Source organism: Mesorhizobium intechi (assembly GCF_002879535.1).
GTDB classification, from domain to species: Bacteria; Pseudomonadota; Alphaproteobacteria; order Rhizobiales; family Rhizobiaceae; genus Mesorhizobium; species Mesorhizobium intechi.
The window spans coordinates 1-16,980 of sequence record NZ_PNOT02000194.1; the positions used below are offsets into that span (position 1 = coordinate 1).

Annotated in this window: 19 protein-coding genes; 11 read left to right on the forward strand and 8 right to left on the reverse strand. The window is 63.4% G+C overall.

Annotation, left to right across the window (positions count from 1 at the left end; genetic code table 11):
* Positions 1 to 723: Wzz/FepE/Etk N-terminal domain-containing protein (locus C1D09_RS16385; RefSeq protein ID WP_246135770.1), on the reverse strand; the 723-nt coding region annotated here is incomplete at its 3' end.
* Between the two features lie 353 nt (positions 724 to 1,076).
* On the opposite strand from C1D09_RS16385, the gene C1D09_RS16390 reads away from it, so the two are divergent.
* Complete coding sequence (locus C1D09_RS16390; protein WP_143975289.1) at positions 1,077 to 2,600, forward strand: glucosamine inositolphosphorylceramide transferase family protein; 1,524 nt, start codon at positions 1,077 to 1,079, stop codon at positions 2,598 to 2,600.
* Positions 2,601 to 2,712: 112 nt separating this feature from the next.
* The gene (locus C1D09_RS16395; protein ID WP_143975290.1) at positions 2,713 to 3,897 is read left to right on the forward strand and encodes an FAD-dependent oxidoreductase; all 1,185 of its coding nucleotides are present in this window, start codon (positions 2,713 to 2,715) and stop codon (positions 3,895 to 3,897) included.
* A gap of 166 nt (positions 3,898 to 4,063) precedes the next feature.
* Here C1D09_RS16395 and C1D09_RS16400 read toward each other — a convergent pair whose 3' ends face one another.
* Positions 4,064 to 4,918, reverse strand: a complete 855-nt coding sequence (locus C1D09_RS16400) for a sugar phosphate isomerase/epimerase family protein (protein WP_143975291.1) — start codon at positions 4,916 to 4,918, stop codon at positions 4,064 to 4,066.
* 1 nt (position 4,919) lies between these two features.
* Positions 4,920 to 5,990, reverse strand: coding sequence for a LacI family DNA-binding transcriptional regulator (locus tag C1D09_RS16405; RefSeq protein WP_143975292.1), 1,071 nt, complete (start codon positions 5,988 to 5,990; stop codon positions 4,920 to 4,922).
* A 200-nt stretch (positions 5,991 to 6,190) separates the two neighbouring features.
* On the opposite strand from C1D09_RS16405, the gene C1D09_RS16410 reads away from it, so the two are divergent.
* From C1D09_RS16410 to katE, 3 genes are all read left to right on the forward strand, one after another.
* Positions 6,191 to 7,222 carry a hydroxyacid dehydrogenase gene (locus C1D09_RS16410; RefSeq protein ID WP_143975293.1) on the forward strand — a complete coding sequence of 344 codons (1,032 nt, stop codon included), beginning with the start codon at positions 6,191 to 6,193 and terminating at the stop codon, positions 7,220 to 7,222.
* Between the two features lie 302 nt (positions 7,223 to 7,524).
* Entirely contained in the window at positions 7,525 to 7,740 is a 216-nt protein-coding gene (locus C1D09_RS16415; protein WP_143975294.1) for a CsbD family protein, read from the forward strand.
* 150 nt (positions 7,741 to 7,890) lie between these two features.
* Positions 7,891 to 9,999, forward strand: coding sequence for a catalase (katE, locus tag C1D09_RS16420; protein WP_143975295.1), 2,109 nt, complete (start codon positions 7,891 to 7,893; stop codon positions 9,997 to 9,999).
* A gap of 187 nt (positions 10,000 to 10,186) precedes the next feature.
* On the opposite strand, the gene C1D09_RS16425 is transcribed toward katE, so the two are convergent.
* A complete protein-coding gene (locus C1D09_RS16425) occupies positions 10,187 to 10,480 on the reverse strand; it encodes a hypothetical protein (RefSeq protein ID WP_143975296.1) in 294 nt (97 codons plus the stop codon).
* A 268-nt stretch (positions 10,481 to 10,748) separates the two neighbouring features.
* Here C1D09_RS16425 and C1D09_RS16430 point away from each other — a divergent pair, with 268 nt between their 5' ends.
* Both C1D09_RS16430 and C1D09_RS16435 read left to right on the forward strand, forming a co-directional pair.
* Positions 10,749 to 10,994, forward strand: a complete 246-nt coding sequence (locus tag C1D09_RS16430) for a hypothetical protein (protein WP_143975297.1) — start codon at positions 10,749 to 10,751, stop codon at positions 10,992 to 10,994.
* A 370-nt stretch (positions 10,995 to 11,364) separates the two neighbouring features.
* Positions 11,365 to 11,580, forward strand: a complete 216-nt coding sequence (locus tag C1D09_RS16435) for a hypothetical protein (RefSeq protein ID WP_143975298.1) — start codon at positions 11,365 to 11,367, stop codon at positions 11,578 to 11,580.
* On the opposite strand, the gene C1D09_RS16440 is transcribed toward C1D09_RS16435, so the two are convergent.
* Entirely contained in the window at positions 11,564 to 11,875 is a 312-nt protein-coding gene (locus C1D09_RS16440; RefSeq protein ID WP_143975299.1) for a hypothetical protein, read from the reverse strand. The genes C1D09_RS16435 and C1D09_RS16440 overlap by 17 nt on opposite strands.
* 20 nt (positions 11,876 to 11,895) lie before the next feature.
* On the opposite strand from C1D09_RS16440, the gene C1D09_RS16445 reads away from it, so the two are divergent.
* On the forward strand, positions 11,896 to 12,255 hold the full coding sequence (locus C1D09_RS16445) for a low affinity iron permease family protein (RefSeq protein ID WP_143975300.1): 360 nt from the start codon (positions 11,896 to 11,898) through the stop codon (positions 12,253 to 12,255).
* Between the two features lie 66 nt (positions 12,256 to 12,321).
* Positions 12,322 to 12,924, forward strand: coding sequence for an SOS response-associated peptidase (locus C1D09_RS16450; protein ID WP_143975301.1), 603 nt, complete (start codon positions 12,322 to 12,324; stop codon positions 12,922 to 12,924).
* Between the two features lie 204 nt (positions 12,925 to 13,128).
* Here C1D09_RS16450 and C1D09_RS16455 read toward each other — a convergent pair whose 3' ends face one another.
* Positions 13,129 to 13,311 carry a hypothetical protein gene (locus tag C1D09_RS16455; protein ID WP_143975302.1) on the reverse strand — a complete coding sequence of 61 codons (183 nt, stop codon included), beginning with the start codon at positions 13,309 to 13,311 and terminating at the stop codon, positions 13,129 to 13,131.
* 202 nt (positions 13,312 to 13,513) lie between these two features.
* On the opposite strand from C1D09_RS16455, the gene C1D09_RS16460 reads away from it, so the two are divergent.
* Both C1D09_RS16460 and C1D09_RS16465 read left to right on the forward strand, forming a co-directional pair.
* Positions 13,514 to 14,278, forward strand: coding sequence for an XRE family transcriptional regulator (locus C1D09_RS16460; protein ID WP_143975303.1), 765 nt, complete (start codon positions 13,514 to 13,516; stop codon positions 14,276 to 14,278).
* A gap of 147 nt (positions 14,279 to 14,425) precedes the next feature.
* Positions 14,426 to 15,091, forward strand: a complete 666-nt coding sequence (locus C1D09_RS16465; RefSeq protein WP_143975304.1) for a GntR family transcriptional regulator — start codon at positions 14,426 to 14,428, stop codon at positions 15,089 to 15,091.
* Positions 15,092 to 15,153: 62 nt separating this feature from the next.
* Here C1D09_RS16465 and C1D09_RS16470 read toward each other — a convergent pair whose 3' ends face one another.
* Positions 15,154 to 16,155 (reverse strand): NADP-dependent oxidoreductase, encoded by a 1,002-nt coding sequence (locus C1D09_RS16470; RefSeq protein WP_143975305.1) that lies wholly within the window; start codon positions 16,153 to 16,155, stop codon positions 15,154 to 15,156.
* A gap of 121 nt (positions 16,156 to 16,276) precedes the next feature.
* Positions 16,277 to 16,980, reverse strand: a 704-nt coding sequence (locus tag C1D09_RS16475) for an oxidoreductase (protein WP_143975306.1), incomplete at its 5' end; no start/stop codon positions are given.

Below are 16,980 nucleotides of genomic sequence, written 5' to 3' on the forward strand. Positions count from 1 at the left end.
GGTGAGTTCCTGGTCGCTGACCAGATTGCCCGCCGCCATCACCATGTTGTGGGCGGATTTGTAGGCCTCGACCGCGTTCTCGGCCTGCTGCACGCGCTTGCGCTGCTCCTCCAGCCGCGCGGTGATGGAATCGGAAGCGTCCGTGGCCATCTTCGAGCGCGCGGCGGCCTGATCGGCCAGATAGGCCTCTGCCACGGCCTGGGCCAGCTTCGCCGCCTTGTCGGCGCTCTTGGCGGTGACGATCACGTCGAGCACCAGCACCTTGTCGGCACGCTTCACCGCCAGCCGCCGGCGCAGCGCGTCGAGCGTCTTGCCCGTTTTGTCGGTTTCGGCCGACCGCGAGCCCAGCACGCCGCCGAGCAGACGGCTCAGCAACCCGCCCTGCCCGTTGAATTCCGGATCCTCGGTCAGCTTGGTCGCCTCGATGGCCTTGAGCAGGACACCCGTCGACTGGACGACACTGACCTGGCTTTCCACCATGGTGATGCCGCCATCGGGCGGAACGCGGCTCGGATTGACGTCGTTGGTGACCACCTGCAGGTCTTGCGGATCGATGAGGATTTCCGCCACCGAGCTGTAGAGCGCCGGCGTCAGCAATCCATAGGCCAGCGCCCCGAGGGTCAGCAGCGCGGCGGTCAGGAAGATCAGGAAACGGCGGCGCACCAATATGCGCTTCAGGTCACCCAGCTCGACGGTCGAGGATGCATAGGAGGCCGTCGGCATTGGCTCCGGGGCGGCATATTGCATCGCCTCCGGAGCGGGTTGTTGCGGCAACGAGAGCAGGGATGATTGCAAAGGTCGCTCCGACAACACTCCGTGTGCCTGCAAGTTTAAATTGCAGCTTCGACCTAGCTATTCCTCCAACTGTTAAAACACTGTTAATTATGTTGGGAGCTCTTCTGATTTTTGGCACGGAGTTTGCCTCATAAAGGCACGTGCGTGTCGACACGGGCGCTGGCGAGCAGGAGACGGATGGAAATGGGGCAGCAGATCAGTCCAGACCATCCGTACTGCCATCTCTCCTGCCCTATTTTCGAACACCAGCCGGGTACCGATCGAGATGCTAGGGGTGCGACATGCAAGTGAGCCTGCGCCTGGACAGCGAATGCGTCCGTGCTTTTCACCTGATGCTGCTGCGGCGGCTGGCGGCACTGGCGCAGGTCGAGGTGTCCGTCGATGCCAGCCCGGTCGGAAGCGGCATTCCAGGCAGCGCCGCGGCATTGTTCCAGCTTGAGACAGCCATCCATGGCCTGCCGGCGGACGGACTGGCCAAGCGCCTGCCGCTGTCGGCGCTGGCACCCTATCGGACGCAGCCGCCCGCCTCTCCCGATCTGGTGATCGACCTCTGCGGCGACGTGAAGCCGGAAGGAACGCGGGTCTGGCGCGTCACCTATGACGGCGCCGCCGGCGAAGCGGCCCTGCTGGCGCTGATCCTCGACGGACGCACGCCGATTGCCCGCATCGAGGAGAGCGGCGTCACCGTCGCCGAAGGGCGCCTGGGCACCGAATATGGCGGCATCGCGCTGGCCTCCTTCCAGGACATGCTGGCGCGCACGGCAAGCCTGATCCTCGCGGCAATGACCCCCTCAGCAATGAATGGCGCGGCGCGAGCCGCGCTGCCGGTGCTGCCCGAACCGGCGCAGGCCGGTGTCCCGCCGCAGATGCCCTCCGCCACCAAACTCGGCATCAGGGCGGGCAAGGCGCTGGCGCGGCGCGTCGTCCAGAAGATCTACCATCTCTGCTACAACGCCCCGCACTGGAAGGTCGGCTGGCGCCAGACCAATGGCCGCGACCTGTTCGACCTGCGCGCCCATCCGGCAACCGGCTGGCAGGTGCTGCCCGACGACGGCAGCCGCTTCTACGCCGATCCGTTCCCGATCCTGTACCAGGGACAGGTGACCCTGTTCGTCGAGGACTATATCCACCGGCTGGGCCGGGCCATCATCTCCGCCGTGCCGTTCGGGCCGTCTGGGCCGATCGGGCGTCCCGAACCGGTTCTCGACCTGCCCTACCACCTCTCCTACCCCTTCGTCTTCGAGCGCGACGGCGAGGTCTGGATGGTGCCGGAAAGCTGTGCAAACCGCACCGTCGATCTCTACCGCGCCACCGCCTTCCCTGGCGGTTGGGTCAAGGAAGCCACGCTCTTGTCCGACGTCGTCGCCAGCGATGCCACTCTGGTCGAGCATGGCGGGCTCTGGTGGCTGTTCGCCACTGTCCGTGACGGCGGCGGCGCCTTCTCCGATCAGCTACATCTGTGGTCGGCACCGGACTTCCGCGGCCCCTGGACACCGCATCCCCAAAACCCCGTGCTGGTCGACATCGCCTCGGCGCGGCCGGCTGGTCGTATGGTCAAGCGCGGCAACGACCTGCTGCGTCCAGTGCAGGATTGCCGCCGGAGTTATGGCGCGGCCCTTGGCATCGCACGCGTCGCTCACCTCGATTTGAACGGCATGGAGCAAGTCGTCGAGACCATCTTAACCCCTGGCGCGCTATGGAATGGGCGCAAGCTGCACACGCTCAACGAGGCTGGCGGCCTGGAGTTCATCGATGGCTCGGCGATCGCGCCGCGCTGGAAACAGAAGCGTTCGCCGTTAACGTAAACAATCGTTACTACCAGCCACCCGCGCTGGTTGCTTGAGGTTGATATGGGGCCGGAAGATATTTCCAAGTCAGATTTTGCAGGCGCAAGATGACCAGCAGAAAGGCAAAGACATGACCACCGCCGCGGCTGGCCCGACCGAAGTCGATGTAGCGATCATCGGCGCCGGAATGGCCGGCACCACCTTGGCAACGTTGTTGGGAAACGCCGGCCGCAAGGTGGCGCTGATCGATCCGCACCGCGTTCATCATGACGAGTTCCGGGCCGAGAAGATCGGCGCCGATCAAATGCAGCTGTTCCAGAAGCTCGGCCTCGACAAGATGGTCATGCCTCTCGTCACCTCGTTTACCGACGTTGATGTCTTCCGCCTCGGTCAGTTCTTCGCCCGCGAAAAGAAGTGGGAGTACGCATTTTCCTATGGCAGGTTGATCAACGGCCTGCGCGACGCACTGCCGCCGCAAGTGCCGATCACGATCGGCAAGGTCGCCGAGGTGTCGACCGGACCTGACCGGCAGCGGCTTGTGCTGGCCGACGGCGCCGTCATCGATGCCCGCCTGCTGGTGGTGGCCACCGGCTACAGCGAATCGGTGCGGCGCGCCATCGGCGTCGAGCGCATCGAATTGTCGAAGGCGCATTCGCTGTCGATGGGATTCGACCTTGCTATCGCGCGGCGTGACTGCGCCTATGGGGCTGTCACCTCCTACGGCAAGCGGGCCTCGGACCGCGTCGCCTATCTCACCGTCTTTCCCATCGGGGACAAGATGCGCGCGAACATGTTCGTCTATCGCACCGTCGCCGAACAATGGACGCGGGACTTCCGCGCCGATCCGCAGAAAATGCTTCGCGAGCTGATGCCCGAGATCGCGGCGCGATGCGGCAATTTCGAAGTGGCGAGCCCGGTCGAGGTCAGGCAGGTCAATCTGACCACGACACAAGGCCATCGCCGCGACGGGGTCGTCTTCATCGGCGACGCATTCAACACGACATGCCCGACGCCGGGCGTCGGCATCGGACGGGTCATGGTCGATGTCGATCAGCTCCATTCCGTCCACATTCCGCGCTGGCTCGACACACCCGGCATGGCGGCTGACAAGATCGGCGCTTTCTATGACGACCCGGTCAAGCTGGCCTCCGACAAGGACGGCATGCGGGTGAGCTTCTACGCCAAGCAGATCACCACCGAAACCGGACTGGAATGGCGCGTGCGGCGCCTGCGCAACAACACCGCGCGCCAACTGATGATCATCGGCCGCAAGATGCGCCATTTGGGACAGCGGCGGGAGCCCCGCATGGCATGAGGGTTCCTCCCACTCTCTCCGCCATCGAAGGCAGAGACGTGTTCCCTTCCCCCGCGGAGAAGGGACGCGCGCCGGGCCTGGGATTGTAGGCTGAAAGCAACGCGCTAACGCTTTGACGCTGTTGCTTACATCCGCCGCACAGCGGCGGACCAGTTAATCCGAGGACTCACCCCAATTGCAGCCCCGCCTTCCTCGCCGCCTCGCGCAGGAACGGCAGGCCGACACCGATAACATCGTCCGGGTTCTCCGCCACCGGCCGCCAGACGGCGAGCCCGCCGGCGATGTCGGCATCGACATGGTTCATGCTTTCGAGCGTGATGGCGCCGGTGTAGCCAATGTCAGCGATGGCCTTCATGCAGGCCGCCCAGTCGAGCATGCCGCGTCCCGGCACGCCGCGATTGGCTTCCGAGACGTGGACATAGCCGAGATAGGGCGCCGCCGCCCTGAAGCCAGCCTCGAAACTCTCCTCCTCGATATGCATGTGATAGGTGTCGAGATGGATGAAGATGTTGTCGGCGCCGACGCGTTCGATGATCCGCGCGGCGTCGATGCCGCGGTTGATCAGATGCGTCTCGTAGCGGTTGCAAGGCTCGATGCCGAGCTTCAGCCCATGCGCCTTGGCGGCTTTGGCCGCGCGCACCAGGAACCGGCACATGCCGTCGATCTCGCCTTCGGTTGGCGCCCGTCCCGAGGTCTTGCCGATCGTGCCATAGGTGACGCCGCCCAGCGCCTGACTGCGCACCGCTTCGCAGACGCCGAAGGCCGGTTCGAGAAAGGCCAAAGCCTCGTCCGGCCGCGCGCCAACGTCAAGTGAAGCCGGCAGGCCAAGCGACGGAATAAGCTCGACATTCCAGCGTTCGGCAAACGCGCGGGTGCGCCTGGTGTCGATCTCTTCGGGACGCAGCAGCGGGATTTCGAGCAGGCCGATGCCGAGCCCCTTCAGCCGCTCCATCTGCGGCTCGATCAGGTCGAGGTCCCAGACCGGGGCGATGGCGAAAGTGTGCAGTCCAAAAGTGTTCATCTCAGCCTCTGTGATCGTGCGCGGTCGCGACGCCGTTGTCGGCGAAGCCTGGCGAGCCAACGGATTCCCGCATCAGAACCTGGCAAGGTTCGAGGCGCGCCGTCGGCGGCCCCTCCCCGCCCTCAATCCGGGCAAACAGCGCCTCCATGGCGTGGCCGGCGATCTGGCGCACCGGCTGCACCACGGCGGCGATGGCCGGCCAGGTCGCCTGCATCCATTCGGCATCGTCGAAGCCGACCAGGGAAATGTCGTTGGGACAGTGCCAGCCGCGCCGCCGGAACTCCGACAGCGCCACCAGCGTGCCCTTGAGGAACAGCGAATAGACCGCCGTCGGGCGCTCGCCTTTCGCGAAATAGTCACGCAATTGCGCCCTGAGCGGGTCGACATCGGTTTCGGCAAGCACGACATCGACGCGCGTATCCGGCGCCAACTGCAGCGCGGTAGTGCGAAACCCGTCAAGACGGGCGCGCACCGTCGCCGCCTGTTCGCCGAGGCCGACGACAAGGATGTGACGATGGCCCTTGCCGATCAGTTCGCGCGCCACTTCGGCGCTGGCCGAGGCGCTGTCGGCCGACACGGTGTCGAAAGCGTCGTCGGAGAGCACCCGGTCGATCAGCACGCCGGTCATGCCGTTGGCCTTCATGAAGGCGGCGGCCGGGCCATGCTCGTTGCGCACCGGCGCCAGCACCACGCCGGCGACCCGCCAGTCATGCATCCGGGCGAGGATCTCCGTTTCGCGCGCTTCGGACTCGCGGCTCGACGCCGCCACCAGCGTATAGCCGCGCTGCTCGGCGAGGCTCTCGAGCTGGGTGACCATCTGGCCGAAGAACTCGCTTTCGAATTCCGGCATGATGGCGCCGATGATGCGGCGCTTGGCCCGGCGCATGTCGGAGGCCAGCGGATCGACGCGGTAGCCAAGCTGTTCGATGGCGTCGAACACGCGCTGCGCATTGTCGGGCTTGACCGTGGTGACGCCGGCCATGACCTTGGAGACGGTGGCCGCCGACACGCCGGCGCGGCTGGCCACGTCGTGGATCGACGCGCGCCGCTGCTGGTCTTGCCTGTGCGCCATTGCTCCTCCTCCCGAGGCGCGGACAGAAGCATTCCTGCCCGCGGGAGAAACGAGTAAAACGATTTTTCGCAGTTGTAAATCGGTTCATCGGCGGTATTTTAGCTGCGAAGCCACATGTCGCCCAAAATGTAAACGGGTGTGGACAACGACATGGGCAAAGCAAAAATGCGCGGCGTCGGACCGCGCCGGGAGGGATCGTCGTGCCAAACAAGGATTTGCCGCTGGTGATCAGCGCGCCGGAACCGCGCTCGCTCGAGCTGATCTTCACGCCGCCGCAGCTGGCGCGCTTTCGGGCGAAATACCGCATCGTCGAGACCACGGCCGAAGGCGTCGCCGGCCTGCCGGCGGATGTGCTGGCGCAGGTCCGCTATATCGTCGGCCAGCCGCCGATCTCCTCCGAGACGCTGGGTCGGATGACGGCGCTGCGCTGCGTCTTCAATGTCGAGTCCAACCTCCTCAACAACATGCCTTACGAGACGCTGTTCGCGCGCGGTATCCATGTCGTCACCACCGGTCTGGTGTTCGCCGAGCCGGTGGCCGAGCTTGGCCTTGCCATGGCGCTGAACCTTGCCCGCGACATCGTCGATGCCGACCTCGCCTTCCGCCGGGGCGAAGAGCTGTGGGGCGGCGACGGCAACCAGACGGCGCGGCTGCTCTCTGGCGCCAATGTCGGCATCATCGGCTTCGGCGATCTCGGCCGCGCGCTGAACCGGCTGCTAACGGGCTTCCGCACCCGCACCAAGGTCTTCGATCCCTGGCTGCCGCCATCGATCCTGATCGACAATGGCGTCGAACCGGCCTCGCTGGACGAGGTGCTGACATCGAGCGACTTCGTCTTCGTCGTTGCCTCGGTGACTTCCGAGAACCAGGGCTTTCTCGGCGCGGACGCTTTCGCCAGCATGCGCAGGGGTGCCGCGTTCATCCTGCTCAGCCGCGCCGGCGTCGTCGATTTTTCCGCGCTGATGGCGGCGGTGAAGAGCGGCCATATCGTCGCCGCCAGCGATGTCTTCCCGGAAGAACCGCCAGCACTGGATCATCCGGTTCGCACCCTGCCCGGCTTCCTGCGCTCGGCCCACCGCGCCGGCGCGCTCGACATCGCTTTCAAGCGCATGGGCGACATGGTGCTGGAGGATATGGACCTGATCGACCGCGGCCTGCCGCCGCTGCGCTCCAAGCGCGCCGAGCGCGAAACGGTCTCGCGCATGCGCTCCAAGCCGGTGGACCGGAACTGACGGGGCCGACACACCAGCATTTCCATCGTCCCATGAGATCATGCGACCTTGGGAGAGTTGGCTGATCCGCAGTCCCGGAAGCCCGCGGACCTCTCGTCGTGATGGAACCATCGTCCCCCTGACAGGTTTCGCAACAGGCCGGGCGGTGGGACGCCCGACCTACTCCAGAAGGCCCGTCACGATTCGCGTCGGTGGCGGGCCTTTTCGCTGTGCTGCGCTGTCCATGGCATGCGGAACCTTCCCAACAAAGCGACGTTGGTCCTCGCCGGTCAGGCAGACAACTCGCGAAAAAGGAACATTCCATGGGAAGCACCAGTGACAAGGCCTCGGGTCTCGCCAATCAGGCCGTAGGCAAGGCCAAGGAAGGCGTCGGCAAGGCCGTCGGCAACGACCGCCTGCGCGCCGAAGGCGCCGCACAGGAGGCCAAGGGTAAAGTTCAAAAGGCCGTCGGCGATGCCAAGTCCGCCGTCAAGGACGCGACCAACAAGACGGCCGCCGCCGTCAACAAGAACCTCTAAGGGCTCTTCGCTTTTCCAAAGACAATTGGAGGCCGCCGTTCGAACCGGCGGCCTCTTCATTTGCGCATTTGAAATCGGCGGGGAACGCATTGCCGTTCCAGAGATTGAGAACCAGCGCAACCCGCGCATTGACCCCAGGGATTTTCAGTCATGGCGAAGCAAATATCCAAATTGGCCGGGCCGGCCGCGGCCATCCACGATCAGAAACTGCAGCGCGGCGAAGGTGGCGAACTGCACCAGACCGCTTCCGGTTCGACCGATGTCCTGACCACCGCACAAGGCGGCCCTGTTTCCGACGATCAGAACTCGCTGAGGATCGGCGCCCGTGGGCCAACCATGCTCGAGGACTTCCACTTCCGCGAAAAGATCTTCCATTTCGATCACGAGCGTATTCCCGAGCGCGTCGTCCATGCGCGCGGCTATGGCGCCCACGGCTATTTCGAGACCTATGAATCGCTGGCCAGATACACCCGCGCCGACATCTTCCAGCGCGCCGGCGAAAAGACACCGGCCTTCGTGCGCTTCTCCACGGTTGCCGGCAACAAGGGCTCCGCCGATCTTGCCCGCGACGTGCGCGGCTTCGCCGTAAAACTCTACACGCAGGAAGGCAATTGGGACATTGTCGGCAACAACATGCCGGTGTTCTTCATCCAGGATGCGATCAAGTTTCCCGACCTGATCCATGCCGCGAAGGCCGAGCCCAACAGCGATTTCCCGCAGGCACAGACCGCGCACGACAATTTCTGGGATTTCATCTCGCTCACGCCGGAAAGCATGCACATGATCATGTGGGCAATGTCGGACCGGGCCATCCCGCGCTCGCTGCGCTTCATGGAAGGGTTCGGCGTCCACACGTTCCGGCTGCTCAACGCCAAGGACGAATCGACCTTCGTCAAATTCCTCTGGAAGCCGAAGCTCGGCCTCCAGTCGGTCGCCTGGAACGAGGCGGTCAAGATTAACGGCGCGGACCCCGACTTCCATCGCCGCGACCTCTGGGACGCGATCCACGCCGGGAATTTCCCTGAATGGGAACTGCAGTTGCAGCTTTTCGACCAGGACTTCGCCGACGGTTTCGACTTCGACATCCTCGATCCGACCAAAATCATCCCCGAGGAAGTGCTGCCGCCGATCGCGGTCGGCCGCCTGGTGCTCGATCGCATGCCCGACAATTTCTTCGCCGAGACCGAGCAGGTGGCGTTCATGACGCAGAATGTGCCGCCAGGCGTCGACTTCTCCAACGACCCGCTGCTGCAGGGCCGCAATTTTTCCTATCTCGATACGCAGATCAAACGGCTGGGCAGCACCAACTTCACCCACATCCCGATCAACGCGCCGAAATGCCCCTTCCACACTTTCCAGCAGGACGGGCACATGGCGATGCGCAACCCGGTCGGCCGGGCCAACTACCAGCCCAATTCATGGGATGAAGGTCCGCGCGAATCCCCGCAAAAGGGCTTCCGTTCCTTTGCCGAAGCCGAAGCCGGACCGAAGGCCCGTTTGCGTTCGGAAAGCTTTGCCGATCACTACAGCCAGGCACGCCAATTCTACATCAGCCAGCATCCGGTGGAACAAGGCCATATCGCCTCGGCGCTGACCTTCGAACTGAGCAAGGTGCAGACCCCGGTCATCCGCGAGCGCATCGTCTCACACCTTCTCAACATCGATGATGCGCTGGCTCGCAAGGTCGCGGATGCGCTCGGCCTGAAGGCGATGCCGAAGCCCGCCGATGCGGCGGTGCCGACGCGCACCGATCTTGCCGCGTCGGACAAGCTCAGCATCCTCAAGAACGGTCCCGGTCGCTTCGAGGGCCGCAAGCTCGGCATGCTGGTGACCGACGGCACCGACGCGGCGCTGCTCGATGCGCTGAAACGGGGACTGACCAAGGCCGGCGCCAAGTTCGAGATCATCGCGCCGAAGGTCGGCGGCGCCAAGGCCGACGACGGCAGCTGGATCGACGCGCAGCAGATGATCGCCGGCGCGCCGTCTGTGCTCTACGACGCCGTCGCGCTGCTGCCGGCAAAGCCTGCAATGGCCGACCTGCTGAAGGAATCGACCGCCCGCGACTTCGTCGCCGACGCCTTTGCGCACTGCAAGTTCATCGGCTTCGTCGAGGCCGCGACCCCGCTGCTGGACAAGGCTGGCATCGTCGAGGACGAGGCGGTCATAGCGCTTGCCTCCGCCAAGGATGTCGCGGGCTTCATCACCCGGCTCGGCGAACTGCGCTTCTGGGCGCGCGAGCCGAAGGTCAAGCTGGGCTGAATTCGCAACTGCATCCGGCTGCGCTCACGGTATCGCGGCGCGGCCAGATACAACGATTGTGAAAGTCGGCGGCGAGACGGCCGCCTGCGAGCGCATTGCAGTACCGGGATATTCGTGGGGACGGATACTGGTTCACCGCCGCGCGGATCCTGCATCGGCGGACCAGCCGAAACCCACCGGTCAAGCGTCAGGCGGCGCGGCCGAACCCGTTTTCGACGATGTCGAGCAGCAGGCCATTATTGTCCGTGCCGACGGGCTCCCTCGACCGCCAGTCGCATGCTGAGCGGTCGAACTCGATCGGCGCCGAATAGAGCTGGGCGAAGCCCAGCACCAGCCGTTCGGCGTCGGCAAGCGTCAGGTCGCAATGGCGGCCGGCCAGTCGAGCGGCGAGGACCGGAATGTTGACGATTCCAAAATCGTAGATGGTCTTGATCAGCGTGCGATTCAGGTCGTCGCGCAGTTCGATCGGGTAGTTGTGCATGGCAAACTCCTGTCCAGCGGACTGGGTTTTCCCTCACTTTCACCATGCGCCCAACGCTTCGCCAAAGCAAGACAATTGTGAAAAAAATATTAATAAAATCAATTAGTTAGTACGTTGAGCCAGTGATGCACCCGAAGCACTTTGAGTGGCTGGTGCAACAAATGTATTCGACTACCTCGGAACCAAACAGGCCATTGGGAGATTGTGAGGCACATAAGTCACTTACTCATTCGGCTCACCGGCTGGATTGCCGGGAAAGGAGGCCATGATGACCGACAATCTTGAACGCCCCGAACGGCTGCAAGTCATGTTGAACCAAGAGGAATTCGCGGCGCTCGACACATGGCGTTTCGACAAGCGCATGCCGAGCCGCGCGGCCGCTGTGCGCGAACTCCTGCGTCGGGGCCTGGCCGCCGAGGGCTTCCTGCATGCCAACAGCGGCACGCGTTCATCCGACTTCGGCCTCCTGAACGAAGCCCAGGATAGCCGCAAGACCAAGCCCCTGGATCGGTGAGCGTCGATACGCCGGCGCAAGGCGCTTCAAGTCCGGTACGAACGGTCTCGCTATTTGCGGATGATCCAATCAGTGACGCCGCTATCGACGTGAAGGCCTGCGGTGAGGTCGCGCCTCATCGTGGTGGCGCAGTCGACCCATGGTTTTCTTCCGGCAGCTGCAATTCGGCGACCGATGCTGAACGCGTTCCGCGGGCGGGGGTACACGACGCTCCCAAGCACCAGCGCCCGTTCCGTAACCGCTGACCTTCAGGACCATCGGGCGCACGCGCAACAACAAATGTCATGTCGTTTTCGCACGCGAGTCCCAACCGCCGGAACGTTTGCCGCCGGTCTGCATTTTGAGAGCCACAAACTCAAAGGAGAATGCCGTGGCCCGACTGCCGCAGGACAAGGACCGGATTGAACGTGCCACCCGCGAGGCCCAAATGATCATCGCCGTCGAACGTCAGGCGCGTGAGGCCAAGACGGCCCGGCTGCGCGAGCAGCGGCTGTCGGCGGAGGCGCCCGTTGCCGCCGCAAGCCCCGCGGCAAAACGCAAGCCACGCACTCGAAGGACGGCTGACAAAACTACCGACGCGGGGTGAAATCGTGCGCGACGCTGTATTCGAACACGTGGCCCTCGCTTTCGTCGACCACTCTGAACCAACGGTTCCGCAAGGCCGGCGTCCAAGTCGTTTTGCCGGTGATCTTGCGCAGGGCTTCAAGAGCGGTTGCGCCACTGGCGACATGCGACGCCAAAAGCTCGTCTCCGTCCATTTCGTCGATTTGATAGCGTGGCATGGCTGTCCTTCCTCTCAGCCAAACTTCGGGCGGTCGCCCAGGTTCCTGGAACAAAATCCCTTCGACGGACTTGCTGACATCATCGGTGTCCTTGCGCATCACGACCATTGGCGGGCAGCATGAACAAATTCCTCTTCGCCAGCGCTGACTTCCTGTCTCGCCCGCCGGGTTTCTACGTCATGATCGTCGCCATGGTGGTGTGCACTGTCCTGGTGCCATTCGGCCTGACAAACGCGGTTACCTATGCCTTGTCGGTGGCGGCCATCATCATCACCGGCGTCGTCCTGATCCAGGGCTACCGCGACACCGCCGCCATCCACGCCAAGCTGGACGAGATCATCGTCGCGTTCAACGACGCGAGGAACGACGTCGTCGGTCTCGAACATGCCGACCCGGAGGAGATCAAGGCAAAGCTTGGCAAGCTCGAGGAAGAAGCGGCAGGGACATCGATTCGCCGCGCTGGAACCGAGGCCGGTTAAGGACTTCATCAGCGGCGGAGGAATCCGCTATATGAGAATCCAGCGCATTGTGAGCGAGTGCCGGACATGTGCAATGACTACGAACAGCATGTTGCGTGGGCCGAGTATTGCCGGATGATGGAGTCCCTGGCGCTTCGAATACCCAGCCACCAAACTGAACTTGACCTGCCTCAAGCCGACGACATTCGCATCAACGATCCTGCGCCCATAATGCGCGCCGCCGCCGGCAGCGACGACGCTATCGAATTGGCGTCGATGACATTCGGTTTTCCGCCGGCCGGTCCCAAAGGCGGGCCAGTGTTCAACTTCCGCTCCGAAGGCCGGCAATTCGCAAACAGCAAGCGTTGTCTCGTCCCCGCGTCGGGCTTTTTCGAATTCACCGGCACGAAATATCCGAAGGCGAAACATCGCTTTACGCTCAACGGCTCCCCGTTCCTGGCCATTGCGGGACTTTGGCGTGAAGCCGCCGGCAACAAGCCCCCCACTTTCACCATGCTGACGACGGACCCCGGGCCGGATATCGCGCCCTACCACAATCGCCAGGTCGTCGTTCTTCAGCCCGCCGATTGGGCAGCCTGGATCAAGCTGACAAAGCCGGAAGCCGAACTCTTGCGTCCACTTCCGGCGGGAGCGCTTCTGGTGCGGACCGTGCGCCCCGAAAGCGCATGATCGCCCACGAACCCCACGAACACCTTCGATGTCGACTGACGGGGGTGCCTTCACTCCCGAGGGCCCGCAAGCTTCCACTTGCGCACGATCCAGCGATGGATAACTCGATTCCGAACGGCAAGGAACCAACCCGATCTTTCGAGATTGAATCCTTTGCTCTTGCCTTCGCGCAACGCCGGGGGATGCACCTCGGGCTTGCCGACTTCATACGGCTTTAGGACCCTTCGGATTCAATATCCGGGCCTCGCGCAACAGCGATGTCCAATTGTTCGGCCCGAGAAAGGCGACAAGCTCGCGGGCCTGCGCGTCGGTGATTCCGGTTTCGTTGACCAAACGGCGAACGACCTCGTCCGTCGCGGCCGGCGGCTTTTTTTGCTCGTCGGTCATGTTTCGGATGTCCCTTCCGTGCGACCCAACGGCTGGCCGCATGCAATGGTTCCTGACCTGAACAAGGATTATCCCGCGGCCCCGCGCCGCCGCGCACTATTGGTCGAAGGTCCCATTCGCGGCGCCGCGATATTATGCAAGATTGGCGAAATATAAGCGATCGCTTGAATAGTGGTTCGGACGGCTGTCGAGGGGCGGTGTCGTGCCAATTCGCAAGAATCTTGCCGCGAATCTGCGACGGCTGGTCAGCAGCCATGCGTCGGTGGCCGCCGTCTGCCGCGGGCTGAACATGAACCGCACCCAGTTCGAGCGCTATCTGCAAGGCAAGAGCGTGCCCAACCGGGCGACAGCCGGGATCATCTGCGACTATTTCCATATAGGCGAGGATGAACTGTACCGCGCGCCGGAAGCCGCCGCGCCCGCACACGCGACCTTGCTGCCGATCCACCAGACGCTTTACGAGACCATGATGCGCGGCCCGGCTCCCGCCATCGCCGGCGGCACCTACCTCACCTACTTCACGGTTCCCGACCGCCCTGACCTGCTGGTGCGGTCGGTTACCTTCGTGCGGCGCGAGGTCGAACTGGTGACCTTCCGGCGCGTCACCCGCTGGGCCGAGGGCCATCGACAGGGTGGAGCGCGCGCGTCCGGCTGGCATTATGGCGTGGCGATCTCCCGCCTGAACTGGATCTATTTCGCCGGCATCAACCGCCGTCAGACCAGGGAGCCATCTGTCATGACCGTACAATGGGCACCCTTCTCGGACCCGGTTCTGGTCGGCAAGGCATTCGTCCTGACCGGTTCCGGACCGGCCTGCGTGTCGGTCATCATGCGCCAGGAAGTCGGCAGGTTCAGCCTCAGTCAGGTTCTGGGGATGTGCCAGCCCGTCAGCCTCGACGACCCGCTCCTCGACCAGTTCGTCGTCAGCCTTGTGCGCGAAGGCCAGGCAATTCCAGCAAAAGTGTGAGACGGTTCCCGCAGAAATGGGCGTGCACCTTCCCTGGGAATTGCGCCCCACAGGGAAATGCAGTGGTTAGGCATTTCCGTGAAACGATGAACCGCTTTAGACTGGCATCCCCGGTGGCCAGGAAGCCCGGAGCAGCAGGGATACGCGATGCTCAACAGTTTCGACTATGGCGGCAAGGAAGCCGATACGGTGCACGCGCTGGAGGAGGACATCATCTTCGGCCGGCTGCCGCCCGGCACGCGCCTGGTCGAGGATGTCCTTTTGGCCCGCTTCCCGGTCTCGCGCCACGCAATCCGCCAGGCGCTGTACCAGCTGGAAAAGCTCGGCATCGTCACGCGCGAGCGCAACAAGGGCGCCATGGTGCGCCGGCTCTCGCCGGAGGAAGTGCGGCAGATCTACGAAGTGCGCGAAATGCTGCAGCGCCAGGCGGCCCTGATGATCCCACTGCCCGTCAGCGAGGGGCTGATCGCGCAATTGGAGGAGATCCACCGCATCTATAGCGGCCATGTCGACGCGGGCTATCTCAGAGGCATCCACGAGGCCAATGACCGCTTCCACCTGACCATGTTCTCGGCCTGCGGCAATGCCTATCTCGTCGCCTCGATCGAACACTATATGCGGCTCAGCCTGCCGGTGCGGGCCAATTCGCTGGCCGACAGCGAAAAGCTCGACATCTCGCGCCAGCACCACGCGATGATGATCCAGGCGCTGAAGCGCCGGGACAATTGGGTGCTGGCGCAGCTCTGCGTCGACCATTTGCAGCCGAGCAAGGCGTTTTATCTTCAGGAGATCGAGACGCCGCCGGCCAGCTGAAGCAACGCGATTCGTCCGTATTGCCGCAAAAGAAACAAGGAGATCGTCGCCGAACGCTCTCTCTACCTGACCTTGACGACGACCTTGCCCTTTGCACGCCCCGCTTCGACGTAGGCCAATGCCTCGTTCGTCTTCTCGAACGGAAAAGTACGATCGATGACGGGGCGTATGAAGCCGGACTCGATGAGCGACGTGATGTTGCCGAGCTGATCGCCCTGTGCCCGCATGAACAGGAAAGAATAGCCGACACCGGCGCGTCTGGCCTTGCTGCGGATCCCACGGCTCAGCAGCCGCACGACCAGCTTCAGGACCATGTTCAGCTTCTGCTTTCCCGCAAATACGGGATCCGGCGGGCCGGAAATGGAGATGAGTTTCCCGCCCGGCTTCAGCACGTGCAGGGATTTTTCGAGCGTTTTGGCGTCCTGGCTGTTCAGGACGACGTCGTAGCCTTGCAGGATCTTCTCGAAATCGTCTTTCTTGTAGTCGATGACGGTATCGGCCCCGAGAGCTTTCACCAGATCGGCATTCGCCGCGCTCGCTGTCGTCGCGACGGTCGCGCCGAGATGCTTCGCCAGTTGGATGGCGAAGGTCCCCACTCCGCCCGAGCCGGCCTGGATAAACACTTTCTGGCCTCTCTTCAGCCCGGCTGTCTCGACCAGCAGCTGCCAGGCGGTCAGGCCAATCAGCGGGATCGACGCGGCTTCTTCCATGCTGAGGTTCTTGGGCTTCAGCGCCACATCGGCTTCATCCATGGCGATGAATTCGGCGAACGTTCCGATCCGGCCATCGCGCGGCCGCGCATAGACTTCGTCACCGGGCTTGAATTTGCGGACTTTCGAACCGGCCCGCACGACGACCCCCGCCACGTCGTGGCCCAGGATGAAGGGCAGGCGATAGGGCACTATCAGCTTGAACTCTCCATCCCGCAGCTTGGAATCGAAAAGGTTTACACCGGCGGCGTGGATCTCGACCAGGACATCATTGTCCCTCAACTCAGGTTCCGGCATTTCGGCAAGGCGCAAGGCGCCCTTCTTCTGATATTTGTCGACAACGAAGGCTTTCATCATGTCTTCTTTCTAAGAATGATTGTCGGTGGCCGCCACGAACGGCCAAGCCGCAAGGCGTCGTCGGTTGCACTCGAGGCTACGCCCGAAGAGATCGGCGATGTTAAATCCGCGACTTCGTTCAGACAGGCAGGCGGAACTGATTGCGCAAGGTCTTGTCGAACATCGCCGCGGGCGCGAAACGTCGCAATAGGCTGACCTGCCGGGCTGCCTTGCCGGCGGTGTAGCGCCGTCGCGGATGCCTGTCGGTCGCGGCCGTGAGCACCACCTGTGCCACCACTTCCGGAGGATCGGCCTTCGGCATCACGTCGCGAAGCAAGGCGTCGACCCCGGCCCGCGCGTCATCATATTCCTTCATGACGGAATCGGGCTCGAACCCGTTCTGGTCGAACACGGTGCGCACGAAGGCCGGTTCGATGATCGAGACGCGTATGTTGAAGGCGCGAACCTCGTGGTCGAGCGATTCCGAATAGCCTTCGAGCGCATGCTTGACGGCGGAATAGTGTGCCGAGTAAGGCGCCGGAACCAGGCCCAGGATCGAGCCGATGTTGACGATGCGCCCCTCCCCCAGTCGCCGCATCGACGGCAGCACTGCTTTGGTCATGCGCATGACGCCGAACAGATTGACGTCGAACAGGGCCTTTGACTGCGAAACCGAGGACTCTTCCGCGCCGCCCAGCAGCCCAACACCGGCATTGTTGACCAAAAGGTCTATCCGGCCGGTCTTGCCCAGCACAGTTGAGACCAGGGACGCGACGGAGGTGTCGTCGGTCACGTCGCAAACCAGCATCGACGTCCCTCCCGGGCTTTGACCGGCGGGTTTGC

Excerpts from the sequence above, each read along its gene's own strand:
- C1D09_RS16450 (WP_143975301.1), top strand. The coding sequence starts at position 12,322 with ATGTGCAATGACTACGAACAGCATGTTGCGTGGGCCGAGTATTGCCGG.
- C1D09_RS16405 (WP_143975292.1), bottom strand. The coding sequence starts at position 5,990 with ATGGCGCACAGGCAAGACCAGCAGCGGCGCGCGTCGATCCACGACGTG.
- C1D09_RS16440 (WP_143975299.1), bottom strand. The coding sequence starts at position 11,875 with ATGCGCAAGGACACCGATGATGTCAGCAAGTCCGTCGAAGGGATTTTG.
- C1D09_RS16390 (WP_143975289.1), top strand. The coding sequence starts at position 1,077 with ATGCAAGTGAGCCTGCGCCTGGACAGCGAATGCGTCCGTGCTTTTCAC.
- C1D09_RS16455 (WP_143975302.1), bottom strand. The coding sequence starts at position 13,311 with ATGACCGACGAGCAAAAAAAGCCGCCGGCCGCGACGGACGAGGTCGTT.
- C1D09_RS16415 (WP_143975294.1), top strand. The coding sequence starts at position 7,525 with ATGGGAAGCACCAGTGACAAGGCCTCGGGTCTCGCCAATCAGGCCGTA.
- C1D09_RS16430 (WP_143975297.1), top strand. The coding sequence starts at position 10,749 with ATGACCGACAATCTTGAACGCCCCGAACGGCTGCAAGTCATGTTGAAC.
- C1D09_RS16395 (WP_143975290.1), top strand. The coding sequence starts at position 2,713 with ATGACCACCGCCGCGGCTGGCCCGACCGAAGTCGATGTAGCGATCATC.
- C1D09_RS16400 (WP_143975291.1), bottom strand. The coding sequence starts at position 4,918 with ATGAACACTTTTGGACTGCACACTTTCGCCATCGCCCCGGTCTGGGAC.
- C1D09_RS16425 (WP_143975296.1), bottom strand. The coding sequence starts at position 10,480 with ATGCACAACTACCCGATCGAACTGCGCGACGACCTGAATCGCACGCTG.
- C1D09_RS16445 (WP_143975300.1), top strand. The coding sequence starts at position 11,896 with ATGAACAAATTCCTCTTCGCCAGCGCTGACTTCCTGTCTCGCCCGCCG.
- katE (WP_143975295.1), top strand. The coding sequence starts at position 7,891 with ATGGCGAAGCAAATATCCAAATTGGCCGGGCCGGCCGCGGCCATCCAC.
- C1D09_RS16470 (WP_143975305.1), bottom strand. The coding sequence starts at position 16,155 with ATGAAAGCCTTCGTTGTCGACAAATATCAGAAGAAGGGCGCCTTGCGC.
- C1D09_RS16465 (WP_143975304.1), top strand. The coding sequence starts at position 14,426 with ATGCTCAACAGTTTCGACTATGGCGGCAAGGAAGCCGATACGGTGCAC.